27 protein-coding genes are annotated in these 26,670 nt (G+C 42.3%); 26 read left to right on the top strand and 1 reads right to left on the bottom strand.

Annotated features, from left to right (window positions below; genetic code table 11):
- Window positions 1-3: 3 nt before the first annotated feature.
- The 5 genes from pgsA (at window position 4) to J7Q78_RS06985 (ending at window position 5,876) form a co-directional block, all read left to right on the top strand.
- On the top strand, window positions 4-588 hold the full coding sequence (gene pgsA / locus J7Q78_RS07005) for a CDP-diacylglycerol--glycerol-3-phosphate 3-phosphatidyltransferase (RefSeq protein ID WP_208422271.1): 585 nt from the start codon (window positions 4-6) through the stop codon (window positions 586-588).
- 190 nt (window positions 589-778) lie between these two features.
- Window positions 779-1,837 (top strand): recombinase RecA, encoded by a 1,059-nt coding sequence (gene recA, locus J7Q78_RS07000; protein WP_154242554.1) that lies wholly within the window; start codon window positions 779-781, stop codon window positions 1,835-1,837.
- A gap of 243 nt (window positions 1,838-2,080) precedes the next feature.
- Window positions 2,081-3,643 (top strand): ribonuclease Y, encoded by a 1,563-nt coding sequence (gene rny, locus J7Q78_RS06995; protein ID WP_208422270.1) that lies wholly within the window; start codon window positions 2,081-2,083, stop codon window positions 3,641-3,643.
- A 93-nt stretch (window positions 3,644-3,736) separates the two neighbouring features.
- Window positions 3,737-4,678, top strand: coding sequence for a ferrochelatase (hemH, locus tag J7Q78_RS06990; protein WP_208422269.1), 942 nt, complete (start codon window positions 3,737-3,739; stop codon window positions 4,676-4,678).
- A 109-nt stretch (window positions 4,679-4,787) separates the two neighbouring features.
- The gene (locus tag J7Q78_RS06985) at window positions 4,788-5,876 is read left to right on the top strand and encodes a glycosyltransferase family 4 protein (RefSeq protein ID WP_154242702.1); all 1,089 of its coding nucleotides are present in this window, start codon (window positions 4,788-4,790) and stop codon (window positions 5,874-5,876) included.
- Between the two features lie 26 nt (window positions 5,877-5,902).
- Here J7Q78_RS06985 and J7Q78_RS06980 read toward each other — a convergent pair whose 3' ends face one another.
- Window positions 5,903-6,565 carry a YigZ family protein gene (locus J7Q78_RS06980; RefSeq protein ID WP_208422268.1) on the bottom strand — a complete coding sequence of 221 codons (663 nt, stop codon included), beginning with the start codon at window positions 6,563-6,565 and terminating at the stop codon, window positions 5,903-5,905.
- Window positions 6,566-6,621: 56 nt separating this feature from the next.
- Here J7Q78_RS06980 and J7Q78_RS06975 point away from each other — a divergent pair, with 56 nt between their 5' ends.
- The 21 genes from J7Q78_RS06975 (at window position 6,622) to J7Q78_RS06875 (ending at window position 26,622) form a co-directional block, all read left to right on the top strand.
- Window positions 6,622-7,956 carry a DEAD/DEAH box helicase gene (locus J7Q78_RS06975; RefSeq protein ID WP_235688073.1) on the top strand — a complete coding sequence of 445 codons (1,335 nt, stop codon included), beginning with the start codon at window positions 6,622-6,624 and terminating at the stop codon, window positions 7,954-7,956.
- Window positions 7,957-8,099: 143 nt separating this feature from the next.
- A complete protein-coding gene (locus J7Q78_RS06970) occupies window positions 8,100-8,630 on the top strand; it encodes a ComF family protein (protein WP_208427752.1) in 531 nt (176 codons plus the stop codon).
- Window positions 8,631-8,755: 125 nt separating this feature from the next.
- Window positions 8,756-9,301, top strand: coding sequence for a ribosome hibernation-promoting factor, HPF/YfiA family (hpf, locus tag J7Q78_RS06965; protein ID WP_208422265.1), 546 nt, complete (start codon window positions 8,756-8,758; stop codon window positions 9,299-9,301).
- 217 nt (window positions 9,302-9,518) lie between these two features.
- Window positions 9,519-11,882: a preprotein translocase subunit SecA gene (gene secA, locus J7Q78_RS06960; protein WP_154242561.1), complete on the top strand. Its 2,364-nt coding sequence runs from the start codon at window positions 9,519-9,521 to the stop codon at window positions 11,880-11,882.
- Between the two features lie 71 nt (window positions 11,883-11,953).
- Window positions 11,954-13,070 (top strand): peptide chain release factor 2 gene (gene prfB, locus J7Q78_RS06955; protein ID WP_208422264.1). Its coding sequence is split into 2 segments (ribosomal slippage): window positions 11,954-12,025 and window positions 12,027-13,070, totalling 1,116 coding nucleotides; the frame shifts between segments, so codons are not numbered across the junction.
- Between the two features lie 138 nt (window positions 13,071-13,208).
- Window positions 13,209-13,886 carry a cell division ATP-binding protein FtsE gene (ftsE, locus tag J7Q78_RS06950; protein WP_407929559.1) on the top strand — a complete coding sequence of 226 codons (678 nt, stop codon included), beginning with the start codon at window positions 13,209-13,211 and terminating at the stop codon, window positions 13,884-13,886.
- Window positions 13,876-14,763 carry a permease-like cell division protein FtsX gene (gene ftsX / locus J7Q78_RS06945; RefSeq protein ID WP_154242564.1) on the top strand — a complete coding sequence of 296 codons (888 nt, stop codon included), beginning with the start codon at window positions 13,876-13,878 and terminating at the stop codon, window positions 14,761-14,763. Before ftsE ends, ftsX begins: the two co-directional genes overlap by 11 nt.
- A 191-nt stretch (window positions 14,764-14,954) precedes the next feature.
- Window positions 14,955-16,085 (top strand): PDZ domain-containing protein, encoded by a 1,131-nt coding sequence (locus J7Q78_RS06940; protein ID WP_235688078.1) that lies wholly within the window; start codon window positions 14,955-14,957, stop codon window positions 16,083-16,085.
- 20 nt (window positions 16,086-16,105) lie between these two features.
- Window positions 16,106-16,819: a response regulator transcription factor gene (locus tag J7Q78_RS06935; protein WP_208422262.1), complete on the top strand. Its 714-nt coding sequence runs from the start codon at window positions 16,106-16,108 to the stop codon at window positions 16,817-16,819.
- Window positions 16,806-18,467: a two-component system histidine kinase PnpS gene (pnpS, locus tag J7Q78_RS06930; RefSeq protein ID WP_208422261.1), complete on the top strand. Its 1,662-nt coding sequence runs from the start codon at window positions 16,806-16,808 to the stop codon at window positions 18,465-18,467. Before J7Q78_RS06935 ends, pnpS begins: the two co-directional genes overlap by 14 nt.
- Before the next feature lie 94 nt (window positions 18,468-18,561).
- Complete coding sequence (locus tag J7Q78_RS06925) at window positions 18,562-19,422, top strand: phosphate ABC transporter substrate-binding protein PstS family protein (RefSeq protein WP_154242568.1); 861 nt, start codon at window positions 18,562-18,564, stop codon at window positions 19,420-19,422.
- Between the two features lie 10 nt (window positions 19,423-19,432).
- On the top strand, window positions 19,433-20,356 hold the full coding sequence (gene pstC, locus J7Q78_RS06920) for a phosphate ABC transporter permease subunit PstC (protein WP_154242569.1): 924 nt from the start codon (window positions 19,433-19,435) through the stop codon (window positions 20,354-20,356).
- Entirely contained in the window at window positions 20,356-21,240 is an 885-nt protein-coding gene (gene pstA / locus J7Q78_RS06915; protein ID WP_154242570.1) for a phosphate ABC transporter permease PstA, read from the top strand. Before pstC ends, pstA begins: the two co-directional genes overlap by 1 nt.
- Window positions 21,241-21,249: 9 nt before the next feature.
- Complete coding sequence (gene pstB / locus J7Q78_RS06910) at window positions 21,250-22,059, top strand: phosphate ABC transporter ATP-binding protein PstB (protein ID WP_154242571.1); 810 nt, start codon at window positions 21,250-21,252, stop codon at window positions 22,057-22,059.
- Between the two features lie 20 nt (window positions 22,060-22,079).
- Window positions 22,080-22,838: a phosphate ABC transporter ATP-binding protein PstB gene (gene pstB / locus J7Q78_RS06905; protein WP_154242572.1), complete on the top strand. Its 759-nt coding sequence runs from the start codon at window positions 22,080-22,082 to the stop codon at window positions 22,836-22,838.
- Window positions 22,839-22,856: 18 nt separating this feature from the next.
- Window positions 22,857-23,534 carry a phosphate signaling complex protein PhoU gene (phoU, locus tag J7Q78_RS06900; protein WP_154242573.1) on the top strand — a complete coding sequence of 226 codons (678 nt, stop codon included), beginning with the start codon at window positions 22,857-22,859 and terminating at the stop codon, window positions 23,532-23,534.
- A 73-nt stretch (window positions 23,535-23,607) separates the two neighbouring features.
- A complete protein-coding gene (locus J7Q78_RS06895) occupies window positions 23,608-24,078 on the top strand; it encodes a nucleoside 2-deoxyribosyltransferase (RefSeq protein WP_208422260.1) in 471 nt (156 codons plus the stop codon).
- Window positions 24,079-24,258: 180 nt separating this feature from the next.
- Window positions 24,259-25,713 carry a daptomycin-sensing surface protein LiaX gene (gene liaX, locus J7Q78_RS06890; RefSeq protein WP_208422259.1) on the top strand — a complete coding sequence of 485 codons (1,455 nt, stop codon included), beginning with the start codon at window positions 24,259-24,261 and terminating at the stop codon, window positions 25,711-25,713.
- Window positions 25,714-25,739: 26 nt separating this feature from the next.
- Entirely contained in the window at window positions 25,740-25,973 is a 234-nt protein-coding gene (locus J7Q78_RS06885; RefSeq protein ID WP_154242576.1) for a PspC domain-containing protein, read from the top strand.
- Window positions 25,973-26,269: a hypothetical protein gene (locus J7Q78_RS06880; RefSeq protein WP_208422258.1), complete on the top strand. Its 297-nt coding sequence runs from the start codon at window positions 25,973-25,975 to the stop codon at window positions 26,267-26,269. Before J7Q78_RS06885 ends, J7Q78_RS06880 begins: the two co-directional genes overlap by 1 nt.
- Window positions 26,269-26,622 (top strand): phage holin family protein, encoded by a 354-nt coding sequence (locus J7Q78_RS06875; protein WP_154242578.1) that lies wholly within the window; start codon window positions 26,269-26,271, stop codon window positions 26,620-26,622. The genes J7Q78_RS06880 and J7Q78_RS06875 overlap by 1 nt, the downstream gene beginning before the upstream one ends.
- Window positions 26,623-26,670 lie beyond the last annotated feature (48 nt).

Here is a 26,670-nt window from a genome sequence, read left to right as displayed (position 1 = left end):
GACATGAATTTACCAAATAAATTAACAATGTTTCGGATTATTTTGATTCCGATTTTTACTTTAGTTTTAGTGCTAGATGTGCCTGCGACAGCCGTTATGGTCGCTGGCACTAGTATTCCGGTTAGTGCGATCATGGCAACGGTGATTTTCATTGTCGCCTCTTTGACGGACTTGCTAGACGGTAAGATTGCCCGGTCACAACATTTAGTGACCAACTTCGGGAAGTTTGCCGATCCGTTGGCTGATAAATTATTAGTGATGACAGCATTTATCTTCTTGGTTGCCCTCGATCAAGCACCAGCATGGGTGGTTGCGATTATTATTTGGCGTGAGTTAGCCGTTACTGGGTTGCGCTTATTATTAAGCGAAGGTGGCGAAGTGATGGCCGCTGCAATGCCTGGGAAGATTAAGACGACAACCCAGATGTTAGCCATCATTTTATTGTTACTCAACAATGTTTTCTTTAACAATATTGGCGTACCATTGGCACAAATTATGTTATACGTTTGCTTGTTCTTTACGGTTTATTCTGGTACCGATTATTTCATCAAGAATAGAGGCGTCTTTAAAGACTCGTTTTCTAAATAAACTTAAACTGGCGGGGAATCCCACGCCAGTTTTTTTAACCACAAAAGTACGAAAAAAGCGCGGTTATTCGGGTATATTAAAGTAGGTGAAAAAATATAGAACGTTTGTTCGATTTTTTGCTTGCTTTTATTTCGTGAAATCGGTAAACTAAGAGAGTACTGAAAAGGACTCTTTTGAGGAGGGCACTTAATTGGCTAAAGATGAAAGACAAGCAGCCTTGGATGCTGCATTAAAGAAAATTGAAAAGAATTTTGGTAAAGGCTCAATCATGCGGATGGGTGAAAAAGTTGATACCCAAGTGTCAACGGTTTCCTCTGGTTCGCTTGCATTAGATGAAGCGCTTGGTGTCGGTGGATACCCACGTGGCCGGATCGTTGAAATTTATGGCCCTGAAAGTTCAGGTAAAACAACGGTTGCCTTACACGCTGTCGCGGAAGTGCAAAAGCAAGGCGGGACCGCTGCTTATATCGATGCTGAAAATGCAATGGATCCTAAGTATGCAACTGCCCTCGGCGTTAATATTGACGATTTACTCTTGTCACAGCCAGATACCGGCGAACAAGGGTTAGAAATCGCGGATGCCTTAGTTTCAAGTGGGGCGGTTGATATTTTAGTTGTCGATTCAGTTGCAGCCCTAGTGCCACGTGCGGAAATCGAAGGCGAAATGGGCGATGCCCATGTTGGCTTACAAGCTCGTTTAATGTCACAAGCCTTACGGAAATTATCTGGAACAATTAATAAAACGAAGACAATTGCGTTGTTCATTAACCAAATTCGTGAAAAAGTCGGCGTAATGTTCGGGAACCCTGAAGTCACACCAGGTGGCCGTGCATTGAAGTTCTATTCAACTGTTCGTCTGGAAGTCCGGCGTGCCGAAACCATCAAGAATGGGACCGATATGATTGGGAATCGGGCGCGGATTAAAGTGGTTAAGAATAAAGTCGCACCACCATTTAAAGTGGCCGAAGTCGATATCATGTACGGTCAAGGGATTTCGCAAACGGGTGAACTGGTCGATATGGCGGTCGAAAAGGACATTATTAATAAGAGTGGGTCATGGTATTCCTATGGGGATGAACGAATCGGTCAAGGACGTGAGAACGCGAAGAATTACTTAGCTGATCATCCAGAAGTCCAAGATGAAGTTCGGCTTAAAGTTCGGGAAGCATATGGCATTTCGGATGTCCCGGTAGACGAAAACGATGAAACCCAACTCGACGTCTTTCCGGATGACGATTCAAACGAATAAGAATTATTAAGCTGAGATAAAAGTTAATTTGTCTCAGCTTTTTTGATTATATAAGCGAATTATCCGAGTGGTTGATTTGATGGGTTGAACTCGAAAACGGTTGCAATGCCGATAGTTTAAGTTGACAGGCGGTTTATGAAACTATAAAATAACTATGTGTTGAAAAATTAAACATAATAACATCTTTAAAAATTTGCAGTGAAAGTTGCAATTTAAAATTTTTGATGATGCGGAGGTGAAACAATGAACTTAGCTTTTCCATTAATCCTCGCAGTCATCATGTTAATCGTTGGTTTACTAGTTGGTTCCGTTCTACAAAAGAAGGCGCACGAACGTGAAATTGATGGTGCAAATAAGACTGCCACAGGAATAATCGCAGCAGCTGAAAAAGAAGCCGCAACGCGGAAGAAAGAAATTCTTTTGGAAGCAAGGGATGAAAATCACCGCTATCGTTCTGAGATTGAAAACGAGTTGAAGGAACGACGCAGTGAGGTACAAAAGCAAGAAAACCGTTTGATTCAACGGGAAGAAACAATCGATCGCAAAGATGCAACGTTGGATAAAAAAGAACGTTCATTGGAGCAACGGGAAAATCGTTTAACGAATCAAGCACAAGAGCTAACTGAAAAGCAGGCAGAAGCGGCCACTTTAGTTGAGCAACAAAAAGCGAAGTTGCAAGAAATTGCCGAATTATCGCATGAGGAAGCGCAAAAGATCATTTTGGATGAAACCAAACAAGACCTTGAACATGAGCGGGCTGTTTTAATCAAAGAAAGTGAAGAAACAGCTAAAGAACAGGCTGATCGAACTGCTCGCACATTAGTCGCTGAAGCTATTCAACGAAGTGCAGCGGATATGGTGACTGAAACAACAGTGACCGTCGTCACGTTACCAAATGATGATATGAAGGGCCGAATTATTGGTCGTGAAGGTCGGAATATCCGGACGTTGGAAACATTGACTGGGATTGATTTGATTATCGATGATACGCCAGAAGCAGTCGTGCTTAGTGGGTTTGATCCAATTCGGCGCGAAATTGCGCGCATGACATTAGAGAAGTTAATTCAAGATGGGCGCATTCATCCAGCTCGGATTGAAGAAATGGTTGATAAGTCACGCAAGGAAATGGACGAACAGATCAGACAAGTCGGTGAACAAGCCATCTTTGATGTTGGTGTGCACACAATGCATCCTGATTTAATTAAGATTCTTGGGCGACTACACTTCAGAACAAGTTATGGTCAAAACGTCTTGAATCATTCAATTGAAGTGGCCAAGTTAACCGGAATTTTAGCGGCTGAATTAGGCGAAGATGTAACGCTCGCTAAACGTGCTGGTTTATTGCATGACATCGGTAAGGCCCTTGATCATGAAGTCGACGGCTCACACGTTGAAATTGGGGTTGAACTTGCAACTCGTTATAAGGAGCCGGCAACGGTGATTAACGCAATTGGTTCGCACCATGGTGATACGGAAGCAACCTCTATTATTTCAGTCTTAGTCGCAGCTGCTGACGCGATTTCAGCAGCTCGTCCAGGGGCCCGTTCTGAATCGCTTGAAAACTACATTCACCGTCTTGAAAAACTGGAAAGTATTACGAATAGTTTTAAAGGTGTTGATCATAGTTTTGCGATTCAAGCAGGTCGTGAAGTTCGGGTAATTGTAAAACCAGAACAAGTCACAGATGATCAAGCAACCGTCTTAGCACGTGATGTGAAGAATCAAATTGAGAACCAACTCGAGTATCCTGGCCACATTAAGGTGACTGTGATTCGCGAAACAAGAACGGTCGAATACGCGAAGTAACGCGGATTGGCCTAACATTGGAGCGGGGGACAAAAACCATTTTTGTTCGCCGCTCTTTCTTTGTTTTTAATTAAAATTGTGGAGGATGCAACCATGAAAAAAGGTGTACTATTAGTTAATTTGGGCACCCCAGATAAACCTGAAGTCAAAGAAATTCGGCATTTTTTAAAATACTTCTTAGCTGATCAGCGGGTCGTTGCGATGCCTAAAGCGGTTTGGCTACCCATTTTATATGGACCGATTCTGATGACGCGGCCCAAAAAAGTGCGCGCGGCATATCGCAAAATCTGGACAAGTGCTGGTTCTCCGTTAAAAGTGTATATGCAACAGCAAGTGGCTCAATTACAAGCTGAATTACCTGATTATCAGGTTTTCGAGGCGATGTCGTACAGCCAACCATTCTTAACGGATGTGCTCGGGACGATTCAAGCAGCAGGAATCGACGATTTAACGATTGTTCCAATGTATCCGCAATATTCGACCACAACGACAATGTCGATTTATGATGTGGTTGCGAAATTTTACCTTAAACAAGCCAACATGCCCACCTTACATTTTGTGAAGGATTTTTATCAACACACAGGTTATATCGACTTGTTGGTAACGGCGATTGAACAGAAACTACAAACGCAAAGTTATGACGAAATTATTTTGTCGTATCATGGCATTCCACAGTCGTATGTGACAAAAGGCGATCCCTATCAAGCACAGTGTGTTGCAACTACTGCCCAATTGCAGGCTCGCTTGCCGGAGCAAACTTTTCGGACTACGTATCAATCTAAGTTTGGTCCCAATGAATGGCTCACACCGGCCACTAGCGATACGATGAAGACGTTAGCGCAAGAAGGTGTTAAAAAAATTCTGGTCTTAACGCCAGGTTTTGTTGCGGATTGTTTAGAAACGATTGAAGAAATTGATGTTGAAAATCGGGCCTATTTTATGGACAATCAGGGCGAACAATTTGATTACATCCATCCCTTTAACGCGGATTCACGCTTTACGGACTTATTGGTTCAGATTGTGCGGGACAGATAATCAGGGTGCTTGGTTTTTGTTTAAGAAACCAAGTCATTGTTGTGTTTAAGGGGTTTGATTTGTATAATAAAGAGAATGCAAGAGAAAGTAGGCAAGTTGAATGCAACCCATGTTTAAAATTATAGTTGGTCTATTTGCGACGATGCTCGTATCAGCCGCAATTACCCCATTAGTGCGCCGTCTCGCTTTTGTTTTAGGCGCCGTTGATAAACCCAATGCTCGCCGAGTGAACAAAAAGGCGATGCCGGCAATGGGTGGTCTGGCCATTTTTATTGCGTTTACGTTTGGGACCTTTGTGTTATTGCGTGGCCAATTCCAAACACACGAACTTTTCAGTATCTTCTTAGCTGAATGTATTATCATCATCACTGGGATGATCGATGACATTAAGGAATTGAATCCTAAGGAAAAAATGCTCGGGATTTTATTGGCAGCATTGGTCATTTATTTCTTAGCTGGCATACGCATGAATATTTTGACAATTCCGTTTTTAGGCACCTTTGAACTAGGGTGGTTAAGCTTCCCAATCACCGTCTTTTGGATTTTAGCAATTACCAATGCCGTTAATCTAATTGATGGGTTGGATGGCTTAGCAACTGGTGTTTCGATTATCGCACTCTTCACAATGGGCGTGATTGCCTATTTCTTCTTATCCATCACCAACGTCAGTGTCTCAATCATGATTTTTTGTTTGGTGGCTGCATTACTCGGTTTCTTACCGCATAACTTCCATCCAGCAAAGATTTTCTTAGGTGATACTGGGGCTTTGTTCATTGGTTTTATGATTGCGGTCTTATCGCTCAAAGGTTTAAAAAACGTAACCTTCATTACGTTATTGATTCCAGTCATTATTCTTGGGGTACCAATTACGGATACGATTTACGCGATGTTGCGGCGAATCTTGAATAAAAAGCCAATTTCACAAGCAGATAAACATCATTTACATCATCGGTTGATGCAACTTGGTTTATCGCATCGTCAAACGGTTCTCGCAATTTATGGCCTAGCGTTGGTCTTTTCGTTAATCTCATTACTCTACCCATTATCGACACTCTGGGGGAGCTTGGCATTGACGGTCGCGGTCTTAATTGGTTTAGAATTATTCGTTGAATCAATTGGGTTGCTTGGTGATAATCGCCGGCCATTGTTAATGCTTTTAAAACGATTATTAAAATCAAAAAATGAAGAAAAGGATTAGCCATTATGGCTAATCCTTTTTTGATGTTATTGATAGCGTATCTGATGTAGGTCTTGGGCACTTATGGGAACTTCGTTGAATTTTTGAGGTCCTAGTTCGAATTTTAATTGGCCGTTAAGGCGTTCGCTTAATTGTTGTTGTAAATCACTAACGGCAGTGGTCGCAAGCCACACGGTCATTTGGACGTTAGTCGTATATTGAATGTCTTCGGCAGTGAGGTTGAATTGACTAAGTAAATTTTGCACGGTGTCAAACTGAGCGTAGTCAATTGTAATCTGACAAGCGGATTGTTCGATACCTTGAACAATCCCGAGGTGTTCAAGACCGGCCGAAGTGGCATGGCTATATGCTCGAATAAGGCTGCCAGTCCCGAGTTTAATGCCACCAAAATAGCGTGTGACAACGACACAAAGATTAGTCAGTTGCATCTGGCGTAGGACTTCTAACATCGGCACACCGGCTGTCCCACTTGGCTCGCCGTCGTCACTTTGTTTTTGAATATTGGTAGGCAAACCAATCTGGTAGGCGAAGCAGTTATGATTGGCCTTAAGATTAGTTTTGCGAACTTGCGCAATAAAGGCTTGAGCTGCGCTTTCGTCTGTAACACGTGCAACGTGACAGATGAATCGGGATTTTTTTACTTCGAGTTCAAATTCGCCGTCTTTTTGAACGGTAAAATAGCTTTGCATATCGGACTCCTTGAAAAAATAAGCTGGATTTAACGAAACTAAGGGTGGAAGGTGAAATGATGGAAAAACAACTTGCTTGTGGTCGTCAGTGGAGTGCCACCCAGTTTAGCGCTGTTATGAATAATTATAGTGTACCACAGATTAAACAGCGGCCAGCGTTTCAAACGATTAATCAGCGCCTGGTGTGTCAACGGTGCGGACAAGTGGCAAAAGAGCAAGCTCGCTTGCCCGATGGTCGCCATTATTGTGCTGCCTGTTTGACCTTTGGGCGGTTGGTTGAAGGCGATCAGTTAATTTACGTGCCAGAAGGTAACCGATTTGAGCCGCCAATCGAACCGTTAACTTGGAAGGGAACATTGACCCCTTTTCAAGCACAAGCGGCAGAAAAGATTATTGCGGCCATTACAAATCAACAACGCCATGTTTTAACTGCAGTGACCGGTGCCGGTAAAACTGAGATGTTGTTTCAAGGAATCGCTATCGCTTTGGCTCAGGGGCAGCGTGTGTGTATTGCTGCGCCGCGCGTTGCCGTTTGTTTAGAACTTTATCCCCGGTTACAAGCCGCGTTTGCTAACACCCCAATTATGCTGATGCATGGGCAACAGACGGCACCTTATCGGTATACGCCGTTAGTTGTTTGTACAACGCATCAGTTATTTAAGTTTTATCAGGCATTTGACACCGTCATTGTAGACGAGGTTGATGCGTTTCCATTTGTCGATAATCACCAACTTGAGATGGCTGTTAAACAGGCGTGTAAGCCACGCTGTGCATTGATCTACCTGACTGCGACTCCAACGGTAAAGCTGCGCCATGCGATTAATACGGGGACTTTAACGGGGAGTGAACTACCAATTCGCTTTCATGGTCACTTATTACCTGAACCGCATTGCTATCCTTTGTTTACGTGGCGTCGTTCAGTCAAACGACAACAGTTGCCGCGCGTAATGCGTAACTTACTTAGTGAGTGCCTCAAAAGCCAACGCTTATTATTATTTGTGCCACAGGTGAGCGATTTAGGGCCGGTTCGGCAAAGTGTTATTAAGGCATTGCCGCACATCACAGTAAACACGGTACATGCCAATGATCCTGAACAATTAAACAAGATAGCGGCCTTTAGAGCGGGAAACGGTGATGTAATGATTACGACCACGGTTCTAGAACGCGGTGTAACGTTTAAAAATGTGGCCGTGTTTGTTCTCGGTGCAGAACATGTGGTTTTCAATGAAGCGGTCCTTGTGCAGATTGCTGGCCGAGCGGGTCGTCAACGGGAACATGCTGCAAACCCGGTCTATTTTTTCTATGCGGATTACACGGTCGCTATTGAGCGTGCGCGTCAACAAATTAAACGGCAAAATCAAAAAGGGCGGCGATTACAATCCACTGTTTAATGTGTACAGCAGTTGTGCTTGAACAGCCATCCCTAGCGTTTATCTGTTCATTGCGGCCAGCTTACCCGGCAATGATTTGTTCCCGTTGCATGGCGCGCTTTGAACGAATTGGACCGCAATATTGTTCGGGATGTGGTCGGCAAATGGAAGAGCGCGGCTTGTGTATGGATTGTCAGAGATGGCAGCAACTTTACCCGCGACAGCACTTTGTCAATCGAGCATTGTTGACTTATAACGAGCCGATGCAGCAATATTTTCAACAATATAAAGGACTAGGCGATTATCGGTTACGACATGTATTTCAACGGTTAATTCGCGAAAATTTCCCAGCCCAACGGCATACGGCTTATGTACCAGTTCCCACTGATCCAGCACATTTACAAAGGCGGGGGTTCGATCCGGTGGTTGGCTTATACAAGGATTGTTTGCCCCTAGTGCCATTGTTGCAGAAGTTACCTACTGAAAAAGGACAAGCCCAAAAAAATCGAGCGGAGCGCTTAGCAACGCCCCAATTTTTTAAATGTCATCAGGAAGTGACTTTAAGTGCCGATGTGCAACGGTTAATTTTGTTGGATGATATTTATACTACCGGTCGCACGTTATGGCATGCTCAGCAGTGTCTACGTAAGCGATACCAAACGTTGCCGATTCAGGCAATGACTTTGGTGCGCTAAAACCATATTAGTTGTGTGTGGCACGCAAATTATATATAATAAAGTTAGTAACAAAGCCTCGGAAGCGAATTGAGTTCCGAGTGACAAGTACCCACAGGGGGTATTTGTGAAAGGGGAGAATTCATATGCTAAGTTTTAATGTTCGTGGTGAAAATATTGAGGTCACTGACGCCATTCGGAGTTATGTTGAAAAGAAAATCAGCAAGCTCGAAAAATATTTTGATGATTCAGCAACCGCCATTGCCCACGTTAATTTAAAAGTGTACTCCGATAAGACCGCTAAGGTAGAAGTCACCATTCCGTTACCATACCTTGTATTACGGGCAGAAGAAACCTCGCCTGATATGTATGGTAGCATCGACCTAGTTACTGATAAATTAGAAAGACAAATTCGTAAATTTAAAACAAAGATTAACCGTAAGTCACGTGAACGCGGGATTAAAGGTATGGAATTAACAGTTCCAGAAGCAGAAATATTACCAGAAGAACCCATGCAAGTCGTTCGGACAAAACGCGTTTCATTGAAACCAATGGATAGTGAAGAAGCAATCTTACAAATGAATATGTTAGGCCATGAATTCTTTATCTTCGAAGATTCAGAAACAAATGGGACAAGTATTGTGTATAAGCGTCAAGACGGGCGTTATGGTTTGATTGAAACTGACGAATAAGTGAGGGCTGGGACAACGGTGAGTTGCGCCCAGCCTTTTTTTTGATGGCATATAGATAACGGGGTTAATTTTTTACTGAATCGGCTAGCTTGTTTATTGTGACAGGGTTTTATTTGATTGTAATAAATGGTAAAATGAATTGTTAGTAATCATATTGATTATATAAGAAATCGCTATTTAAGCACTCAAACGTATTTCTAGAGGAGAATTGACGTACATGGCAAACTTTCTAAAAACATGGGTAGAAAGCGATAAACGTGAAGTAGCACGGATGGGCAAAATTGCCGATCAAGTTCAAAGCTATGAAGATGAATATAGTAATTTATCTGATGAAGCGTTGCAAGCTAAGACCCCAGAATTTAAAACAAGATTAGCAAATGGTGAAACATTAGACGACATTTTACCGGAAGCTTTTGCGGTTGCACGTGAAGGGGCTAAACGGGTTCTAGGGTTATTCCCATTCCGAGTACAAATTATTGGTGGGATTACGCTACACGAAGGTAACATCGCTGAAATGAAAACGGGTGAAGGAAAAACCTTGACGGCTACAATGCCGGTTTATTTAAACGCATTGGCTGGTAAAGGGGTACACGTTGTTACTGTCAACGAATACCTTTCAAGCCGTGATGCAACGGAAATGGGCGAGTTATATAACTGGCTCGGCCTTTCTGTTGGGTTAAACTTGAACGCTAAGACCCCAGAAGAAAAACGGGACGCATACAACTCAGATATCACTTATTCAACTAATAGTGAATTGGGGTTTGATTACTTGCGCGATAACATGGTGGTTTACAAAGAAGAAATGGTTCAACGACCATTGAACTTTGCGATTGTCGATGAAGTGGATTCAATTTTAATTGATGAAGCGCGGACACCACTGATTATTTCTGGTCAAGCCGAAAAGTCAACAGCACTTTATATCCGTGCCGATCGCTTTGTAAAAACTTTAAAAGAAGAAACTGACTATAAGATTGATTGGCCAACTAAGACCATCAGTTTGACAGAGTCAGGGATTGAAAAAGCTGAAGCTAACTTTGGCTTGGATAATTTATATGACACTGAAAATACAGCCTTGACGCATCATTTGGACGAATCATTACGTGCTAACTATATTATGTTAAAAGATATTGACTATGTGGTTCAAGACGGTGAAGTCCTTATTGTTGATCAATTTACAGGACGGGTCATGGAAGGCCGTCGTTATTCAGATGGGTTACATCAAGCAATTGAAGCCAAAGAAGGCGTTGAGATTCAAGATGAAACCAAGACAATGGCTAATATTACCTATCAAAATTACTTCCGAATGTACAACAAGTTATCTGGGATGACTGGGACGGCGAAGACGGAAGAAGAAGAATTCCGCGAAATTTATAACATGGAAGTTATTTCAATTCCAACTAACCGCCCTATTGCCCGAATTGATAAACCTGATGTGCTTTATCCAACTTTGGAAAGTAAATTTAAGGCTGTAATTGAAGATATCAAAGAACGCTATACGAAGGGACAACCCGTATTGGTTGGGACCGTTGCGGTCGAATCTTCAGAATTACTATCGCGATTATTAGATGAAAATAACGTGCCCCATGCTGTTTTGAATGCTAAGAATCACTTTAAAGAGGCTGAAATTATTATGAACGCTGGTCAACGTGGCGCTGTTACGATTGCTACTAATATGGCTGGTCGTGGGACGGATATTAAATTAGGACCTGGTGTGACGGATTTAGGCGGTTTGGCCGTGATTGGGACTGAACGTCATGAATCACGCCGGATTGATAACCAACTTCGAGGTCGTGCTGGTCGTCAAGGGGATCCTGGTGTAACTCAATTCTACATGTCATTGGAAGATGACTTGATGAAACGTTTCGGTTCGGAACGGATTAAAGCTTTCTTAGACCGGATGAAGATTTCAGACGATGATGCCGTCATCCAAAGTAAAATGATTACGCGTCAAGTTGAAGCGGCACAAAAACGAGTTGAAGGGAATAACTACGATACACGGAAACAAACCCTTCAATACGATGATGTGATGCGTGAACAACGGGAAGTCATCTACAAGCAACGGATGCAAGTCATCATGGCAGAAGATAACTTGAAAGAAGTCATCATGCCAATGATTTCAAGAACCGTTAAACGAATTGTGCAATTGCATACGCAAGGTGAAATGGAGAGCTGGGAATTAGAAGCTATCCAGGCATTTGCCACAACTTCAATGGTCAGTGAAGAAGATTTACCAATCGAAAAACTACAAGGTAAAACTGCTGAAGAAATCGAAGCCTTATTGATGACTTTTGCAGAAAAGAATTACGCAACAAAACAAAAACAATTAGCAGATGCAAATCAGATGCTCGAGTTTGAAAAAGTGGTTATCCTCCGGGTAGTGGATGAGCGCTGGACAGACCATATCGATGCAATGGATCAATTACGCAACTCAATTGGATTACGGGGCTACGGTCAAATGAATCCATTGGTTGAATATCAAGAAGAAGGTTACCGGATGTTTGAAGAAATGATCAGCGATATCGATTACGATACAACCCGGCTCTTCATGAAGGCGGAAATCCGTCAAAATATTCGACGCTAACGTGTAGAAAATGGCTGAGGTAGTTAACTTAGCCATTTTTTAATGGCTAAAAATAGTGGAGGGACTAAAATATGGAATTAAGTGAAGCAAAACATCTTTTAGAAGCAATAGAAACTAAAATAACGCAATTTAGGGGGTCACTTTGACTTAGAGGGCCTGCAAGAAAGTATTGCGCAAAATGAAGCGCAAATGGCAGATCCCAATTTCTGGTCGGATCAAAAAGCAGCCCAACAGTTAATTAATCAAAACAATGTCTTAAAGGAGAAATACGACTCTTTTATGCAACTGCAAGCACAATCAGAAGAGTTGCAAGTGACATTAGAATTATTACAAGAAGAACCTGATGCTGAACTCCAGGCGAGCTTTGAAGCTGATTTGGCAGCTGTCCAAGCTCAGATGCAACAATATGAACTTGGGCAATTACTATCGGGTGACTATGATAGCAATAATGCGATTGTCGAATTGCATCCCGGCGCTGGTGGCACGGAATCTCAGGATTGGGGTTCCATGCTTTTGCGAATGTACTTACGTTGGGCAGATGCACATGGATTTACTGTTGAAACGGAAGATTACCAAGCTGGGGAAGAAGCTGGGATTAAGAGTGTTACCTTGATGATTAAAGGCCACAACGCTTATGGGATGTTGCGCTCTGAAAAAGGGGTTCATCGGCTGGTGCGAATTTCACCATTTGATTCAGCTGGCCGGCGGCACACTTCATTTTGTTCAGTCGATGTGATGCCAGAATTAGACGATTCGATTGATATTGAAGTACGCACAGAAGACTTACGAATTGACGTTTTCCGTTCAAGTGGCGCTGGTGGACAGCATATCAATAAAACATCATCAGCCGTCCGGTTAACGCATTTGCCAACCGGGATTGTTGTGTCATCACAGGCGCAACGGTCGCAACTACAAAATCGTGAAACTGCGATGAACATGTTGAAGGCTAAATTGTATCAAAAAGAGCAAGAAGAACAGGCGAAAAAAGCAGCTGCCATTAAGGGTGAACAGCTTGAAATTGGTTGGGGGTCGCAGATTCGGTCATACGTTTTCCATCCATATACGATGGTTAAAGACCACCGGACCGATTATGAAACTGGGAACGGTCAAGCGGTAATGGATGGCGATTTGGACCCGTTTATGTATGCTTATCTACAATGGCAGTTAAGCCAGAAGAACCCTGATTAACCTGCAAAGAAATTGAAATATAAATGTAATCAAATTGTGATTATTTGAATAAATCGCATGCTATAATATAAAAGATTGCGGTTTTCATTGACAATAAATAATGATAACGACAAAAAGGAGTGTCCCCAATTGATTCGAATGACAAATGTGTCAAAAAAGTATCCAAATGGCGTGACAGCAATTAAGGATCTTTCGCTAACGATTGAACCTGGCGAATTTGTTTATATTGTTGGACCCAGTGGTGCTGGTAAATCAACATTCATTAAGATGTTGTACCATCAATTAAAAGCAACTAGTGGCGAAATTGAAGTCGCTGGTTTTGATTTAATCGGTATGAAGGACCGCGATGTTCCATACTTACGCCGTAAGATGGGCGTTGTTTTCCAAGATTTCAAGTTATTGCCACGGTTAACGGTGTTTGAAAACGTAGCCTACGCCATGGAGGTAATCGAAGCTGAACCCCAAGCAATCAAGGATCGTGTATTAGAAGTGCTCGAACTCGTTGGCTTGAAGGGCGAAATTCGTCGTTTTCCCAATGAACTGTCTGGTGGCGAACAACAACGGGTTGCTGTTGCACGCGCGATTGTGAATCGGCCAGATGTGTTGATTGCCGATGAACCAACGGGGAATTTAGATCCGGAAACATCAGATGGCATCATGGATATTTTAGAAGCAATTAATGAACGTGGGACGATTGTCTTAATGGCAACCCATAACAAACAAATGGTGAACGACCGAACGCATCGTGTCTTAGCGATTGAAGATGGTCGCTTAGTTCGTGATGAAAAAGAGGGTGACTACGGCTATGAAGATTAGAACATTGAAGCGCCATCTCAAGGATAGTTTTAAGAGTTTAAAACGAAATGGTTGGATGTCAGTCGCAGCCGTTAGTGCCGTTACCGTAACGTTGTTATTAGTTGGGATTTTCTTTGCGATGATCTTCAACTTTAACAAGATTTCACAAGATATCGAAAATGATGTGCATGTGCGGGTCATGATCGAACGGGGCACAACAAACAAGCAAAAAGATCAACTCCAAAAGAAACTTGAAAAAATGGCTTCTGTTAAAGAAGTCACGTATTCAAGTCGTAAAAAAGAATTAAACAAGGTTGTCGGTAGTTACGGACAATCATTTAAAATGTTTACCGGCGACGATAATCCATTGTACGATGTTTACACAGTAAGTACGACAAAACCAAGTCAAACGATTAAAGTCGCTAAACAAGCTAAAAAATTAAAATACGTTTATGATGCCACTTATGGCGGGAACAATGCTAAGAAGTTGTTCAAGGTAATGAGTAGTGTTCGTAGATGGGGCGTTGGCTTTACCTTATTACTACTTTTTGTTGCGGTATTCTTAATTTCAAATACAATTCGGATTACAATTTTGTCGCGGCGTGACGAAATCGGAATCATGCGTTTAGTTGGGGCAACTAACGCGTATATTCGTTGGCCGTTCCTTTTTGAAGGAGCTTGGGTTGGGTTACTTGGGGTGATTATTCCAATTATTGTAATCGACTTAGGCTATGGTTGGGTTTACCGGCATATGGCCCTCAGCATGACTTCCGCTGGTTATTCAATGTTGAAACCAGGGATTTTCTTATTCCAACTTGATTTAACAATGGCAGTGATTGGGATTGTTATTGGGGCATTAGGATCCGTGATTTCAATGCGGCGTTTCCTTAAAATTTAAACTAATTTAGCCAAAGAGTGGCGAACATTTAATGTTCGCCACTCTTTTTTTTTGAACGCTAGGCAGTTAATGGGGCAAAATGCTATACTTATGGGGATAACTGCGAAATTCGGTAGCTGAAAATCGCGTGTATGTCATGCGAAACACGCGCGGTATTTAAATATAGACGCTGGAGGTTTGTTGAATTGACGATGATTATTGATATTTTGCGACCATTACTCACGGCACCACTTTTATGGTTAGCGATTGTGTATGTCGGTTGGTTAGCGCATAGACGAATTAGCTTGGAACGGAAGACATTTAGAATTGCGATTAATCCACGGTGGCTAGAAGTGCGCCGTTTTGTGGGCCATGGGCTACTCGCTGGGCTAGTGCTAAGTTGCTGTACCTTGGTGTTAGGGGCGATGGTTGATATAAAATGGTGGCTTGTTTATCAACTAATCGCTATTTTGAGTTTGCTAGTGGCTGTTAAATGGCAAAATGTATCGGCCACTTTTTTAATCAGTGCCTTGGCTTACGCCGGTGTAACGTTCATTTGGCCCCAATACCAAGTTGAAAATCAAACAAGTCTTTTGGCCGAATTATTGGTGATTATTGGTTTAGTGACAATCGTCAATAGTGCGCTCCAACGTTGGGATGCACAAGCAACTGTGACGCCACGTGTTATGACTAGCAAGCGCGGGCGCTTGACAGCCTTCTTTGTCAGTCGGCAAATTTATATTGCACCAGTCTTTTTCTTAGTGCCCGGGGCAATTGATATGCCAAGTCTGGGCTTTTGGCCGATCTTAAATATTGGGCATCAATCATATCGTTTGGTGATCTTACCATTGTTATTGGGATTTAGTTTAAAAGCGGTCAAAGGCTTAATGCAATCAGTTGTTACTAAAAATGCAAATCATTATTTAATCTTTGGTTTGTTGTTAGTCGGGGTTGGGTTAATTGCGGTTGCCTTTCCAAACTGGGTTGTTGGTATTTTAACAGTTGCGCTAGTGCTAAGCTTTGCATTACAATGGCGATTGAATAGACGCAGGGGCCATGAACGCCAACTGCATTTTACAAAACCCTACGATGGGGTCTTCATCTTAGGGATTTTACGCGATACGCCAGCTGCTAAAATGGGGTTGGTAGTTGGCGATACAATTGTTGAATGTAATGGCGAGGCGGTCTCAACCAATGATAATTTTTATCGGGCGATTCAAAGCCAACCAACGTATTGTCATTTAAAGGTTCAAGATTTAAACGGTGAGTTCCGGATGACTGAAGGGGCAATTTTTGCTGATGCACCACATGAGTTAGGTGTTGTATTATTCCCAGAGAATTAAGTAAATAAAGGGTGGCATGAATGAAGACAATTTTAGTGGTAGACGATGAACCAGCAATTTTGACATTATTACGCTACAACCTGGAACAAGAACATTTTAAAGTAATGACGGCAACTGATGGGGCCCAAGCGCTGACGATGGCTTTACAGCAGCCGTTTGATTTTATTATTTTAGATTTAATGTTACCTAAGCTAGATGGAATTGCCGTTACCAAGAAGATTCGGGAAGCAAAGTTAAAAACGCCAATCATGATTCTAACGGCTAAAGATAGCGAAACCGATAAAATTGTTGGGCTCGAAGTTGGGGCAGATGACTATGTCACTAAACCCTTTAGTCCCCGCGAAATTATCGCACGGATTCGGGCGATTGAACGACGGACTGCACAGCCGGTAGCGGCCGTTGAAACGCACCCTAGTGAGATTTTACAAGTGGGGGACTTAATGGTCGATGAGGGTGCAGTTGTGGCTAAAAAGGGCACTCAGAAACTCCATTTAACGCCTAAGGAGTTCGAACTTCTTGTTTACTTTATGCATCGGATTAACAAGGTTCAAAGTCGTGAGAAACTTTTAAATGCGGTGTGGGGCTTTGATTATCCAGCTGAAACGCGAATGGTTGATATTCAAGTCAGTCATTTACGGGAAAAAATCGAAACAGATCCACGTCATCCAGTTTACTTAAAAACGGTGCGTGGTTTCGGTTATCAATTGGAGGATCCTGCTCATGACCAAACATGATCAATTTAGATTTTATCAGCTAGCCACTATTTTAGTGGCTATTTACATAGGATTTATGGTGCTTATCAATTTAGTGATTGCCCAACAACAAGCCGCGATGTTAAAAGAACGGGGCGCCGATTACGCGCTAATCATTAAACAACCACAGTTTGATCGGCAAAAGTGGTTACGGCAAAATGATTTACAAGTTTTAACGCCTAAATCGCCGAATAAAACAAAGTTACAACAAGCAGTAACTGACATTGTCAATCGGAATCATTCGACTGCTAATTTTAGCACGCGGCAAACGGTTGATAAGCAACCGTATTTGTTTTACGTACATCAAGCAGATCAGCCAAACTTTGTCTTGGTAGTGCCACAACAACAATTTTGGCATACGTGGCCGAAGATTGCTTTATCGGTCACGATTATCTATTTAGTCGGGAGCTGGATTTTTCTGTACCGTTTCTGGCGTCAACGCCGGCATTTCTTTGACCACTTGAAAATTTTGGTGGCTAATATCCATCATATTCGGCATGAAGAAGTCCCCGAACCAATTATTTTTCAAAAAGATGCCTCATTATATGTGCTAGCGCAAGAAATTAATAAATTAAACGGTGATATGCGGCATATGCGACAGAAAATTGCTATGCAACAGGGCAGTTTTGACCGCTTAATTGACCATTTACCAGTCGGCGTCATGGTGGTTAATGAAAATCGTGAAGTCGTCTTACACAATGAGGCGATGGCTCGGTTATTGGAGACGACGATTGCCGCTGAGAAACATCCCTATATCGATGATATCAAGACGTATGAATTAACCCGGATGATTGAACACACGTTTCGATACCGAAAGAGTCACCATCAAGAAATACAATTGATTCAAAACCAAGAACGGTACGTGGATGCGAATGTTGTCCAACTCAATACGGTGAAATCGAAGTTCCAAGCCCTAGTCATTTTGTATGATTTAACCGATGCCCGGCGCGTTGAACAGATGCAGTTGGACTTTGTTAGCAACGTTAGTCATGAATTGAAGACACCAGTGACCGCTATTACCGGCTTTGCTGAGACGTTATTAGCCGGTGCGGCAAACGATCCTGCTACGCAGAAGCAATTCTTACAAATCATCTATGACGAAAGTACGCGGTTGACTGCGTTAATTCAAGATATTCTTGCGCTTTCGCATTTGGATCACAAGAGCCAATCGCAAGAACAACTTGTGAACGTCCGTGAATTGGTGCAAGCTAATCTTAAATTGTTGCAACAAAAGGTACAAAAAAAGCAGTTACATGTTTCCGTTGATATTCCGGTAGATTTAGAGATTAAAATCCAAAAAATGAAGTTTAATCAAGTCCTGAAAAACCTAATTGCGAATGCCATCACGTATAATAAACAAAACGGCTCGTTGGTGGTTGCCGCACAACTTGAAAAAGATCAAATTGTCATCCGCGTTGTTGATACTGGTTTAGGTATTCCAAGTGACTTACAGGAAAGAATATTTGAACGCTTCTATCGTGTTGATCAAGCGCGTGCGACGCATAAGAGCGGAACCGGTCTAGGATTAGCAATTGCTAACGAGATTACGGCCAACTTAGGGGGCCAGTTGACAGTAGAAAGTCAATTAGGTGTTGGGAGTGAATTCATTTTGAAACTACCAATTACCTGATTTACACAAAATTTACATTCGATAGGCCTAGTTTTTACAAACCTTTTTTATAATGGAACGCATAAGGTTTAAATGGAATTCGTGGAGGATTAACATGCGCAAACGTAATGTTATTGGCTTATTAGTTACATTCAGTTTATTACTATTGGCCGGTTGTCAATCTAAACAAAATGGTCAGTCCGTAACGGCAGTAGGCTCATCAGCCTTGCAGCCACTAATTGAAGCATTAGCTGAACAATACAGTGCTGATCACAGTGGTCAGTTTATTAACGTCCAAGGGGGCGGTTCTGGGACTGGCTTAAGTCAGATTCAATCCGGTGCTGTCCAGATGGGGAATTCTGATTTATTTGCCGAAGAAAAGGCCGGCATTAAAGCAGACGAGCTGGTCGACCATCGCGTGGCCGTTGTCGGCATCACCCCAATCATTAATAAAAAACTAGGGGTTAAAAACTTAACGTTGACACAACTCGCGCAGCTTTTTAGTGGCGAAATTGATAACTGGCAAGCCGTTGGCGGACCAGATCAACCAGTCGTTTTAGTGAACCGGGCCCAAGGAAGTGGCACGCGGACGACGTTTGAAAAATCAGTGATGAAGTCGCGTAAGACTAAACCCGCTCAAGAACAAGATTCAACAGGAATGGTGCGCTCAATTGTTGCCAATACACCAGGTGCAATTAGCTATCTCGCTTTTTCATATGTCGATCGTTCGATTGCGACTGTGAAGTTAGATGGGGTGGCACCAACAGATCAAAATGTGATGACCAATGCATGGCCAATTTGGTCTTATGAACATGTTTACACCAAGGGGCAACCAACTGGCTTGACGAAACGTTTCTTGGCGTATGTCCTATCAGATGACGTTCAACATAAACAAGTCGGTAAGATGGGGTACATTCCAGTGACGAAGATGGCGGTTGAACGGTCAGTGGATGGTACAATTACAAAGGTTAAGTAGGGGGCCAATGATGGATCCAATCAAAGCAAGTTTACTTAAGAAATCACGCGCAGCCAAAAGTGAAACACGAGGCAAATTAATCAGTTTATTCTGTATTAGTTTAATCGTATTCATTGTGCTCGCCATTTTCTACTTCGTCGCTTCAAAAGGATTAGCGACTTTCTTTAAAGATAAAATCAATCTGGGCCGCTTTTTAACAGAAGCGAATTGGAATCCAAGTTTAAAAGATAGTCATGGTCGACCAGAAGTGGGCGCCTTACCAATGATTATGGGGTCATTTGGCGTGACCTTCCTAGCGGCTTTATTAGCAACCCCGTTTGCAATTGGCGCTGGTATTTTTATGACTGAGATTTCACCTAAACGGGGCGAGAAATTATTGCAACCGGTGATGGAGTTACTCGTTGGTATTCCATCAGTCGTCTACGGGTTTATCGGATTATCCGTGATTGTGCCAGCTGTCCGGCATCTATTTGGCGGTAGTGGCTTTGGCATCCTTGCTGGGACTTGTGTCTTATTCGTGATGATTTTACCAACCGTGACATCGATGACCGTTGACGCACTCAAGAGTGTGCCACGGCATTATCGAGAAGCATCGCTTGCTCTAGGTGCAACGCGTTGGCAAACAACATGGAAAGTGGTTTTAAAAGCAGCCACCCCCGGGATTTTAACCGGCGTTGTCTTCGGAATGGCGCGGGCTTTTGGGGAAGCACTAGCCGTACAAATGGTCATTGGCAACGCGGCTTTATTGCCACATAACTTGATTACACCAGCTTCAACGTTAACCAGTGTGTTAACGATGGGCATTGGGAACACCGTCATGGGCTCATTAGCCAATAATGCACTTTGGTCATTGGCATTACTCCTGTTATTAATGTCACTACTATTTAATTTATTAGTTCGTTTAATTGGTCGGAAGGGAGCAATGGGTCGCTAATGGATGCAAAAAAATGGGATAAAGTTGCCACCGGTGTCTTAACGGTCATCGCGGGGTTAATCGTATTATTATTAGCAAGTTTACTTGGTTATATCTTGGTGCGCGGATTGCCCCATGTCACATGGCAGTTTTTAACGAAACCTGCGCAAACCTTTACTAAAGGTGGCGGGATTGGTGTTCAGCTATTCAATTCATTTTATCTATTAATTTTGGCGATGGTAATTTCAGTGCCGCTATCAATTGGGGCTGGGATTTATCTCGCAGAATATGCACCTAAGAACTGGGTGACCAATGTTGTCCGGACGGCAATTGAAGTGTTAAGTTCTTTACCATCCGTTGTAGTTGGTTTGTTCGGCTTTTTGGTCTTTGTTATCCAATTTAAATTAGGTTTTTCAATTTTAGCTGGGGCGTTGGCCTTGACGGTCTTTAACTTACCATTGCTAACGCGCAATGTGGAAGATGCGTTAAAGTCAATTCACTTTACGCAACGTGAAGCTGGGCTTGCACTTGGGTTATCACGTTATGAAACGGTGAAACACGTCATTATCCCAGAAGCCTTACCAAATATTATCACTGGGATGATTCTAGGCGCTGGGCGGATTTTCGGGGAAGCTGCTGCGTTGATTTATACCGCAGGACAAAGTGCGCCATCACTCGATTTTACCAATTGGAATCCAATGTACATTGCGAGTCCGTTGAACCCTTTGCGACCTGCTGAAACACTAGCGGTGCACATTTGGAAGATTAATTCGGAAGGGATCATGCCAGATGCCACCGCCGTTTCTGCTGGTGCCTCTGCCGTCTTAATTATCGCCGTTTTACTATTTAACTGGTTAGCACGGGTCATCGGCAAGCGCGTCTATCGTAAAATGACAGCAGCATAGGAGAAAATAATGGCAGATTATGACTTAACAAAAACGCACATTAAACACTTAGACGAACCAAAACATGAAATTGCCTTATCAACTGAAAAGTTAAACGTCTACTATGGCGAAAAACACGCGATGCACGATGCGTCATTGCAGTTTGAACGCTATCGAATTACCGCATTAATCGGGGCTTCTGGCTCAGGAAAGTCAACGTATCTTCGCAGTCTGAACCGGATGAATGACAATATTGCCAATACGCGTGTAACGGGAAAGATTATGTATCGCGGCTTGAACATTAATAGTGATGAGGTTGATGTTTATAAGATGCGTGAACATATTGGCATGGTGTTCCAACGGCCGAACCCATTTGCAAAATCAATCTATGACAATATCACCTTTGCCTTGAAACAACATGGACAAAAAGATAAAAAGTACCTTGATGAAGTGGTTGAAACAACGCTCAAACAAGCTGCTTTGTGGGATCAAGTCAAAGATTCATTAGGGAAAAGTGCGTTGGCGCTATCTGGTGGGCAACAACAACGGTTATGTATTGCCCGGGCAATTGCGATGAAACCTGATATTTTATTACTGGACGAACCTGCTTCAGCGCTCGATCCCATTTCAACGAATACGGTTGAAGAAACCTTAATCCGTTTAAAAGAAGAATTTACAATCGTGATTGTGACGCATAACATGCAACAAGCAGCGCGCATCAGTGACTATACCGCCTTTTTCCATTCGGGACACGCACTTGAATTCGACGAAACACGCAAAATGTTTACCCGGCCCAAGATTAAAGCGGCCGAAGATTATGTTTCTGGTCACTTTGGCTAGGACGCAAGGAGGTTTGCCCCGTGGCAAATAAGATTATTGAATCCGCAGATGTGCATTTATTCTATGGTAAGAATGAGGCCTTAAAAGGGATTAATATGGATTTTGTTGAAAATGAAATTACGGCGTTGATTGGGCCATCTGGTTGTGGGAAATCAACCTACTTGCGCTGTTTGAATCGAATGAATGATTTAATCGACTCGGCAAAGGTGACTGGTAAATTTTTATTGAACGGCCAAGATATTTATGCGCCTGAAATGGACACCGTTAAGTTACGGAAAGAAGTTGGCATGGTGTTTCAACAACCAAATCCTTTTCCTTTTTCAATCTATGACAATGTGATTTATGGCTTACGCCTATCCGGTGTTAAAGATCACCGGGTCTTAGATGAAGCCGTTGAAAGTAGTTTGAAACAAGCGGCCGTTTGGGACGACGTGAAAGATAAGTTACACGAAAGTGCACTATCACTTTCTGGTGGGCAACAACAACGGGTTTGCATTGCCCGCGTGTTGGCTGTTAAACCTAAAGTAATCTTAATGGATGAACCTACTTCTGCTTTAGACCCTATTTCAAGTGCTAAAATAGAAAATATGTTGCTAGAATTGCGCCAACAGTATACCATTATAATGGTGACGCATAATATGCATCAGGCTTCTCGTATTTCGGATAAGACAGCATTCTTTTTACAAGGTGAATTGATTGAATATGCATCAACGAAGAAGATTTTCTTGAACCCTACCGAAAAAGAAACGGAAGATTACATCAGTGGCCGGTTTGGCTAAGAAAGAAGGGAAAAACAAATGAGACGACTTTTTGAAGATGAATTAAACGATTTACACGTTCGTTTCTCCGAAATGGGGATGATGGTCAACGAAGCCATCTATAAATCCGTTAAAGCCTTCATTAATCACGATAAGCAACTCGCACGCGAGGTGATTGCTGACGATCATAAGATTAATGAACGGGAAACCGATTTGGAACGTAAGAGTTTTGAATTAATTGCACTTCAACAACCGGTCTCAACTGACCTACGCATGATTGTCACAATCATGAAGGCCAGTTCAGATTTAGAACGGATGGGCGATCATGCCGTTTCAATTGCGAAATCAACGATTCGGGTGAAGGGAAATACCCGCGTACCCGATATCGAAAAAGATATTGCGGACATGGCGGATAAGGTGAAACAAATGGTCGAAGAAGTATTGGACGCATATGTCAAAGAAGACCGTAAGAAGGCGATTAAGATTGCCGATGAAGACGTTGCAATCAATGCTTATTCTGACAATATTTATGACGACTGTATTAAAGAAATGCAACGTGATTCAGAAACGGTCGTCGGTAGTATGGACTACATGTTAGTCGCTAGTTATCTTGAACGGATTGGTGATTACGTTACCAACATCTGTGAATGGATTGTTTACCTCAGAACGGGGAAAGTAATCGAATTAAATTCTAGTGCACAAGAAGACGAGTTCTAAACAACGCAATTAAAAATTAAAAAAGCGATGGCAAGGCCGACTTGATCGTCGCTTTTTTCGTGGGGGAATCACAATGCAAAAACAAATTTACCTAGCTGGTGGCTGGTTTACACCGAAACAAGCTTCATTAGTAGAACGGGCATACACGGCTTTAAAACAAAATCCAACCGTTGGTTACATCCATAGTCCACAAGAACATCAATATAAGGGTGTGACGGAAGATCACGATCCAGAAGGCATGTTTGGTGGTTATGAGTGGGCTAACCAAACGTATCAAAATGATATTACAGCGATGGACTTGGCAGATATGGCTGTGGTGTTATGGGATATGGCAGATGAAGATACCGGGACGGCGTTTGAAATAGGTTATTTGAATGCTTGTCATAAACCAATCGTATTTGTCTGTGAAGATGATTTACAAGCAAACCCCATTAATCTGATGTTAGCTAAAGGCATTACCCAATGTCTAACAAGTGTTGATGAATTGGCGACCTTCGATTTCCAATTTGTTACCGGTGAACCTTACCCAGGAAAGATTGTCTAAAAAATTTAAGCTGGTATGGTCAGTAGGCACCCAATTCGGTTGGGGGCCTTTTTTTGTTCTCACGCTTGGTACCTAAATAAAAATCAACCTTTGGACCTATGACAATTGACGATAAAATCGGCATAATAGAGTCATAGTCAAGTGAAACAGTATAACGCATGATCAATGGAGGTCAAAATAATGAATGAACGTCAACGAATTTTAGACTTAGTGAACCAAGGTATTTTAACATCAGAAGAAGCATTGGTCTTATTAGAAAATTTAGCCAAAAATGACCAAGATGTAAAACCTAAGCAAGCAGAAACCGTAACAGACCAAACGGCACAACCAACCGTTGACAAAAGCGCAATTGAAGAAAAAGCACATCAATTAACCGTTAATCTTTCCGGCGTCAACCGGCAGTTGCAGGCTTTAAAACAACAAATACACGCTGACCAAGAACAGGTGACTGTTTTAGATACGATGGAAGACTTAGACAGTTTAAGCAGTGAAAAAGCAGCTCAACGGCAGACCTTGAAGGCAGGCTTATTACAAAAGCAAGCTGAGGTTGATGCGTTAGAAGCAAAACGTGAAGCGTTGACTGATGAACTTAATCAAATTGAAAAAAAACGGCGTCAACTAACCAAAAATCAATGGTCGGAAAAATTAGGCCTATCTGATGACTGGAAAGAAAATGCTAGCGAAACATTTGATGAATTAAGTGATAAGTTAGGTGAAGCTGGATCCCACTTTAGTAAGTTTGTAAAAAATACTGCTAAAACAGTGATGGATAACGTAGATTGGAAAGAAGTGAACTTCAAGGTACCTGGTTTGGCAACTGAAAAGTTCAGCCATGAATTTGTTTATCCTGATGTGACACCAGAAATGATTAACGTCAAAGTGGCTAACGGTAGTGTCCATTTCCAAATCTGGGACCGCCCAGAAGTTAAAGTCGCAGCCCAAGTGAAGTTATATGGTAAAATGGCAGAAGCAACACCACTTGCTGCTTTTCAAGCACGCAGCACAATTGATGTGACTGATGCCGATTTGGTTTTTCAAGTGCCTAACAAACGAATTCAGGCGGATTTAACGTTCTACTTACCAGCCAATAACTACTTACAAACCAATGTGAAGTTATTGAATGGAGATGTTGAATTAGACGGCTTTACTGGTCGTGATATTTACTTGAAGACGACCAATGGGGAATTAACCTTAATCAGTACTAATGCGGCAATGGTGGAAGCTGAAAACGTCAACGGTGGTATTACCTTTGATCAAGGTCGCTACGATGATTTACTGGCAACAACCGTCAACGGTAACTTACTCATTCAAGCGCAAGTTTTAAACGCCAGTGTTTCAACGGTTAATGGCGATATCAAGAACACTTTGACGATCGCTGATTTACAACATCTAAAAGCTAAATCAGTGAACGGGACAATCAAAGCTGCTGTGCCACGAACCTTGGCCATGACCGTTGATGCGCGCACACGTTTTGGGCTGATTAAAAACCGGCTGGCAGATACTGAGACGATCGAACAACGTCAAAGTACGGGGAATCAAATGTTACAGCTTAGTCGCAATGACAATGAGCAGGCAGCTCGTTTAACATTAAGCACAACAACTGGTAATATTCTGTTAAAAGATAACGACAACTAAAAATTAAAGAATGGTAGGTTTTAATAATGGGGAAAAGACTTTATAAATCAAGTAATAATAAGATGATTTCTGGTGTGATGGGTGGGATTGCTGAGTATTTTAACGTTGATGCCACATTAGTTCGAATAATCTATGTTGTATTTTCCGCGTTTTCAGCAGCGTTCCCAGGAATTGTGGTCTATATCATTTTAGCGATGGTTATTCCAGAACGGCCACGTCAGAATAAACATGATTCTGAAGATGAATGGAGTGAATTTTAATGCCCTTTTTAATGATTCTATTGGTCATTATTGCCATCATGGCGGCAGTTGGCGTATTTAGTCTAGTGATTGGCTCACTACTATTATTATTAAAATTTGCGCTACCACTGATTGTGATCGGGGTGATTGTCAGCTTTATTTACCGAGCAATTGTTGGTCCAAGTAGCCGTCCACATGCAGCTTGGCGTCATGACTACCAAGAGCAAAATGATTCTTATCAAGCCGCACAAGGTAGCCGCCAACGCAAAGAAGCCCGTGATGTCAAAGTAGACGACGATGACTGGAGTGATTTCTAATGCGTTATTGGACGCGAGTAATTGTTGATACACTATTGTTCATTGCAATTTCTGGCTTATTGCCCAATTTATTCTATGTCGAAAACATTTGGATTGCCTTAGTTGCTAGCATTGTGTTATCGATTTTAAATATCTTTATTAAACCCCTGTTGAGCTTACTTTCATTTCCGATTACGCTGTTAACATTCGGTTTGTTTAGTGTCGTGATTAATGGGATTATGTTAGAGTTAACTGCCGTTTTCGTCGGTGCCCACTTTAGTTTCACAAGTTTTGGTGCGGCCGTGATTGTGGCAATCATCTTATCGATCGCAAACACCATTATTACCAACCAATTTGTCAGAGAACGCTATTAAGGCTTTTAGCGGGAGTCGCAGTCAATTTCGATTGATAGCGGCCCGCTT

Source organism: Latilactobacillus fragifolii (assembly GCF_905332535.1).
In the GTDB taxonomy this organism is placed as follows: Bacteria; Bacillota; Bacilli; order Lactobacillales; family Lactobacillaceae; genus Latilactobacillus; species Latilactobacillus fragifolii.
The sequence above is the reverse complement of the archived record's forward strand: the minus strand, read 5'-3'. Positions and strand labels throughout refer to the sequence as shown.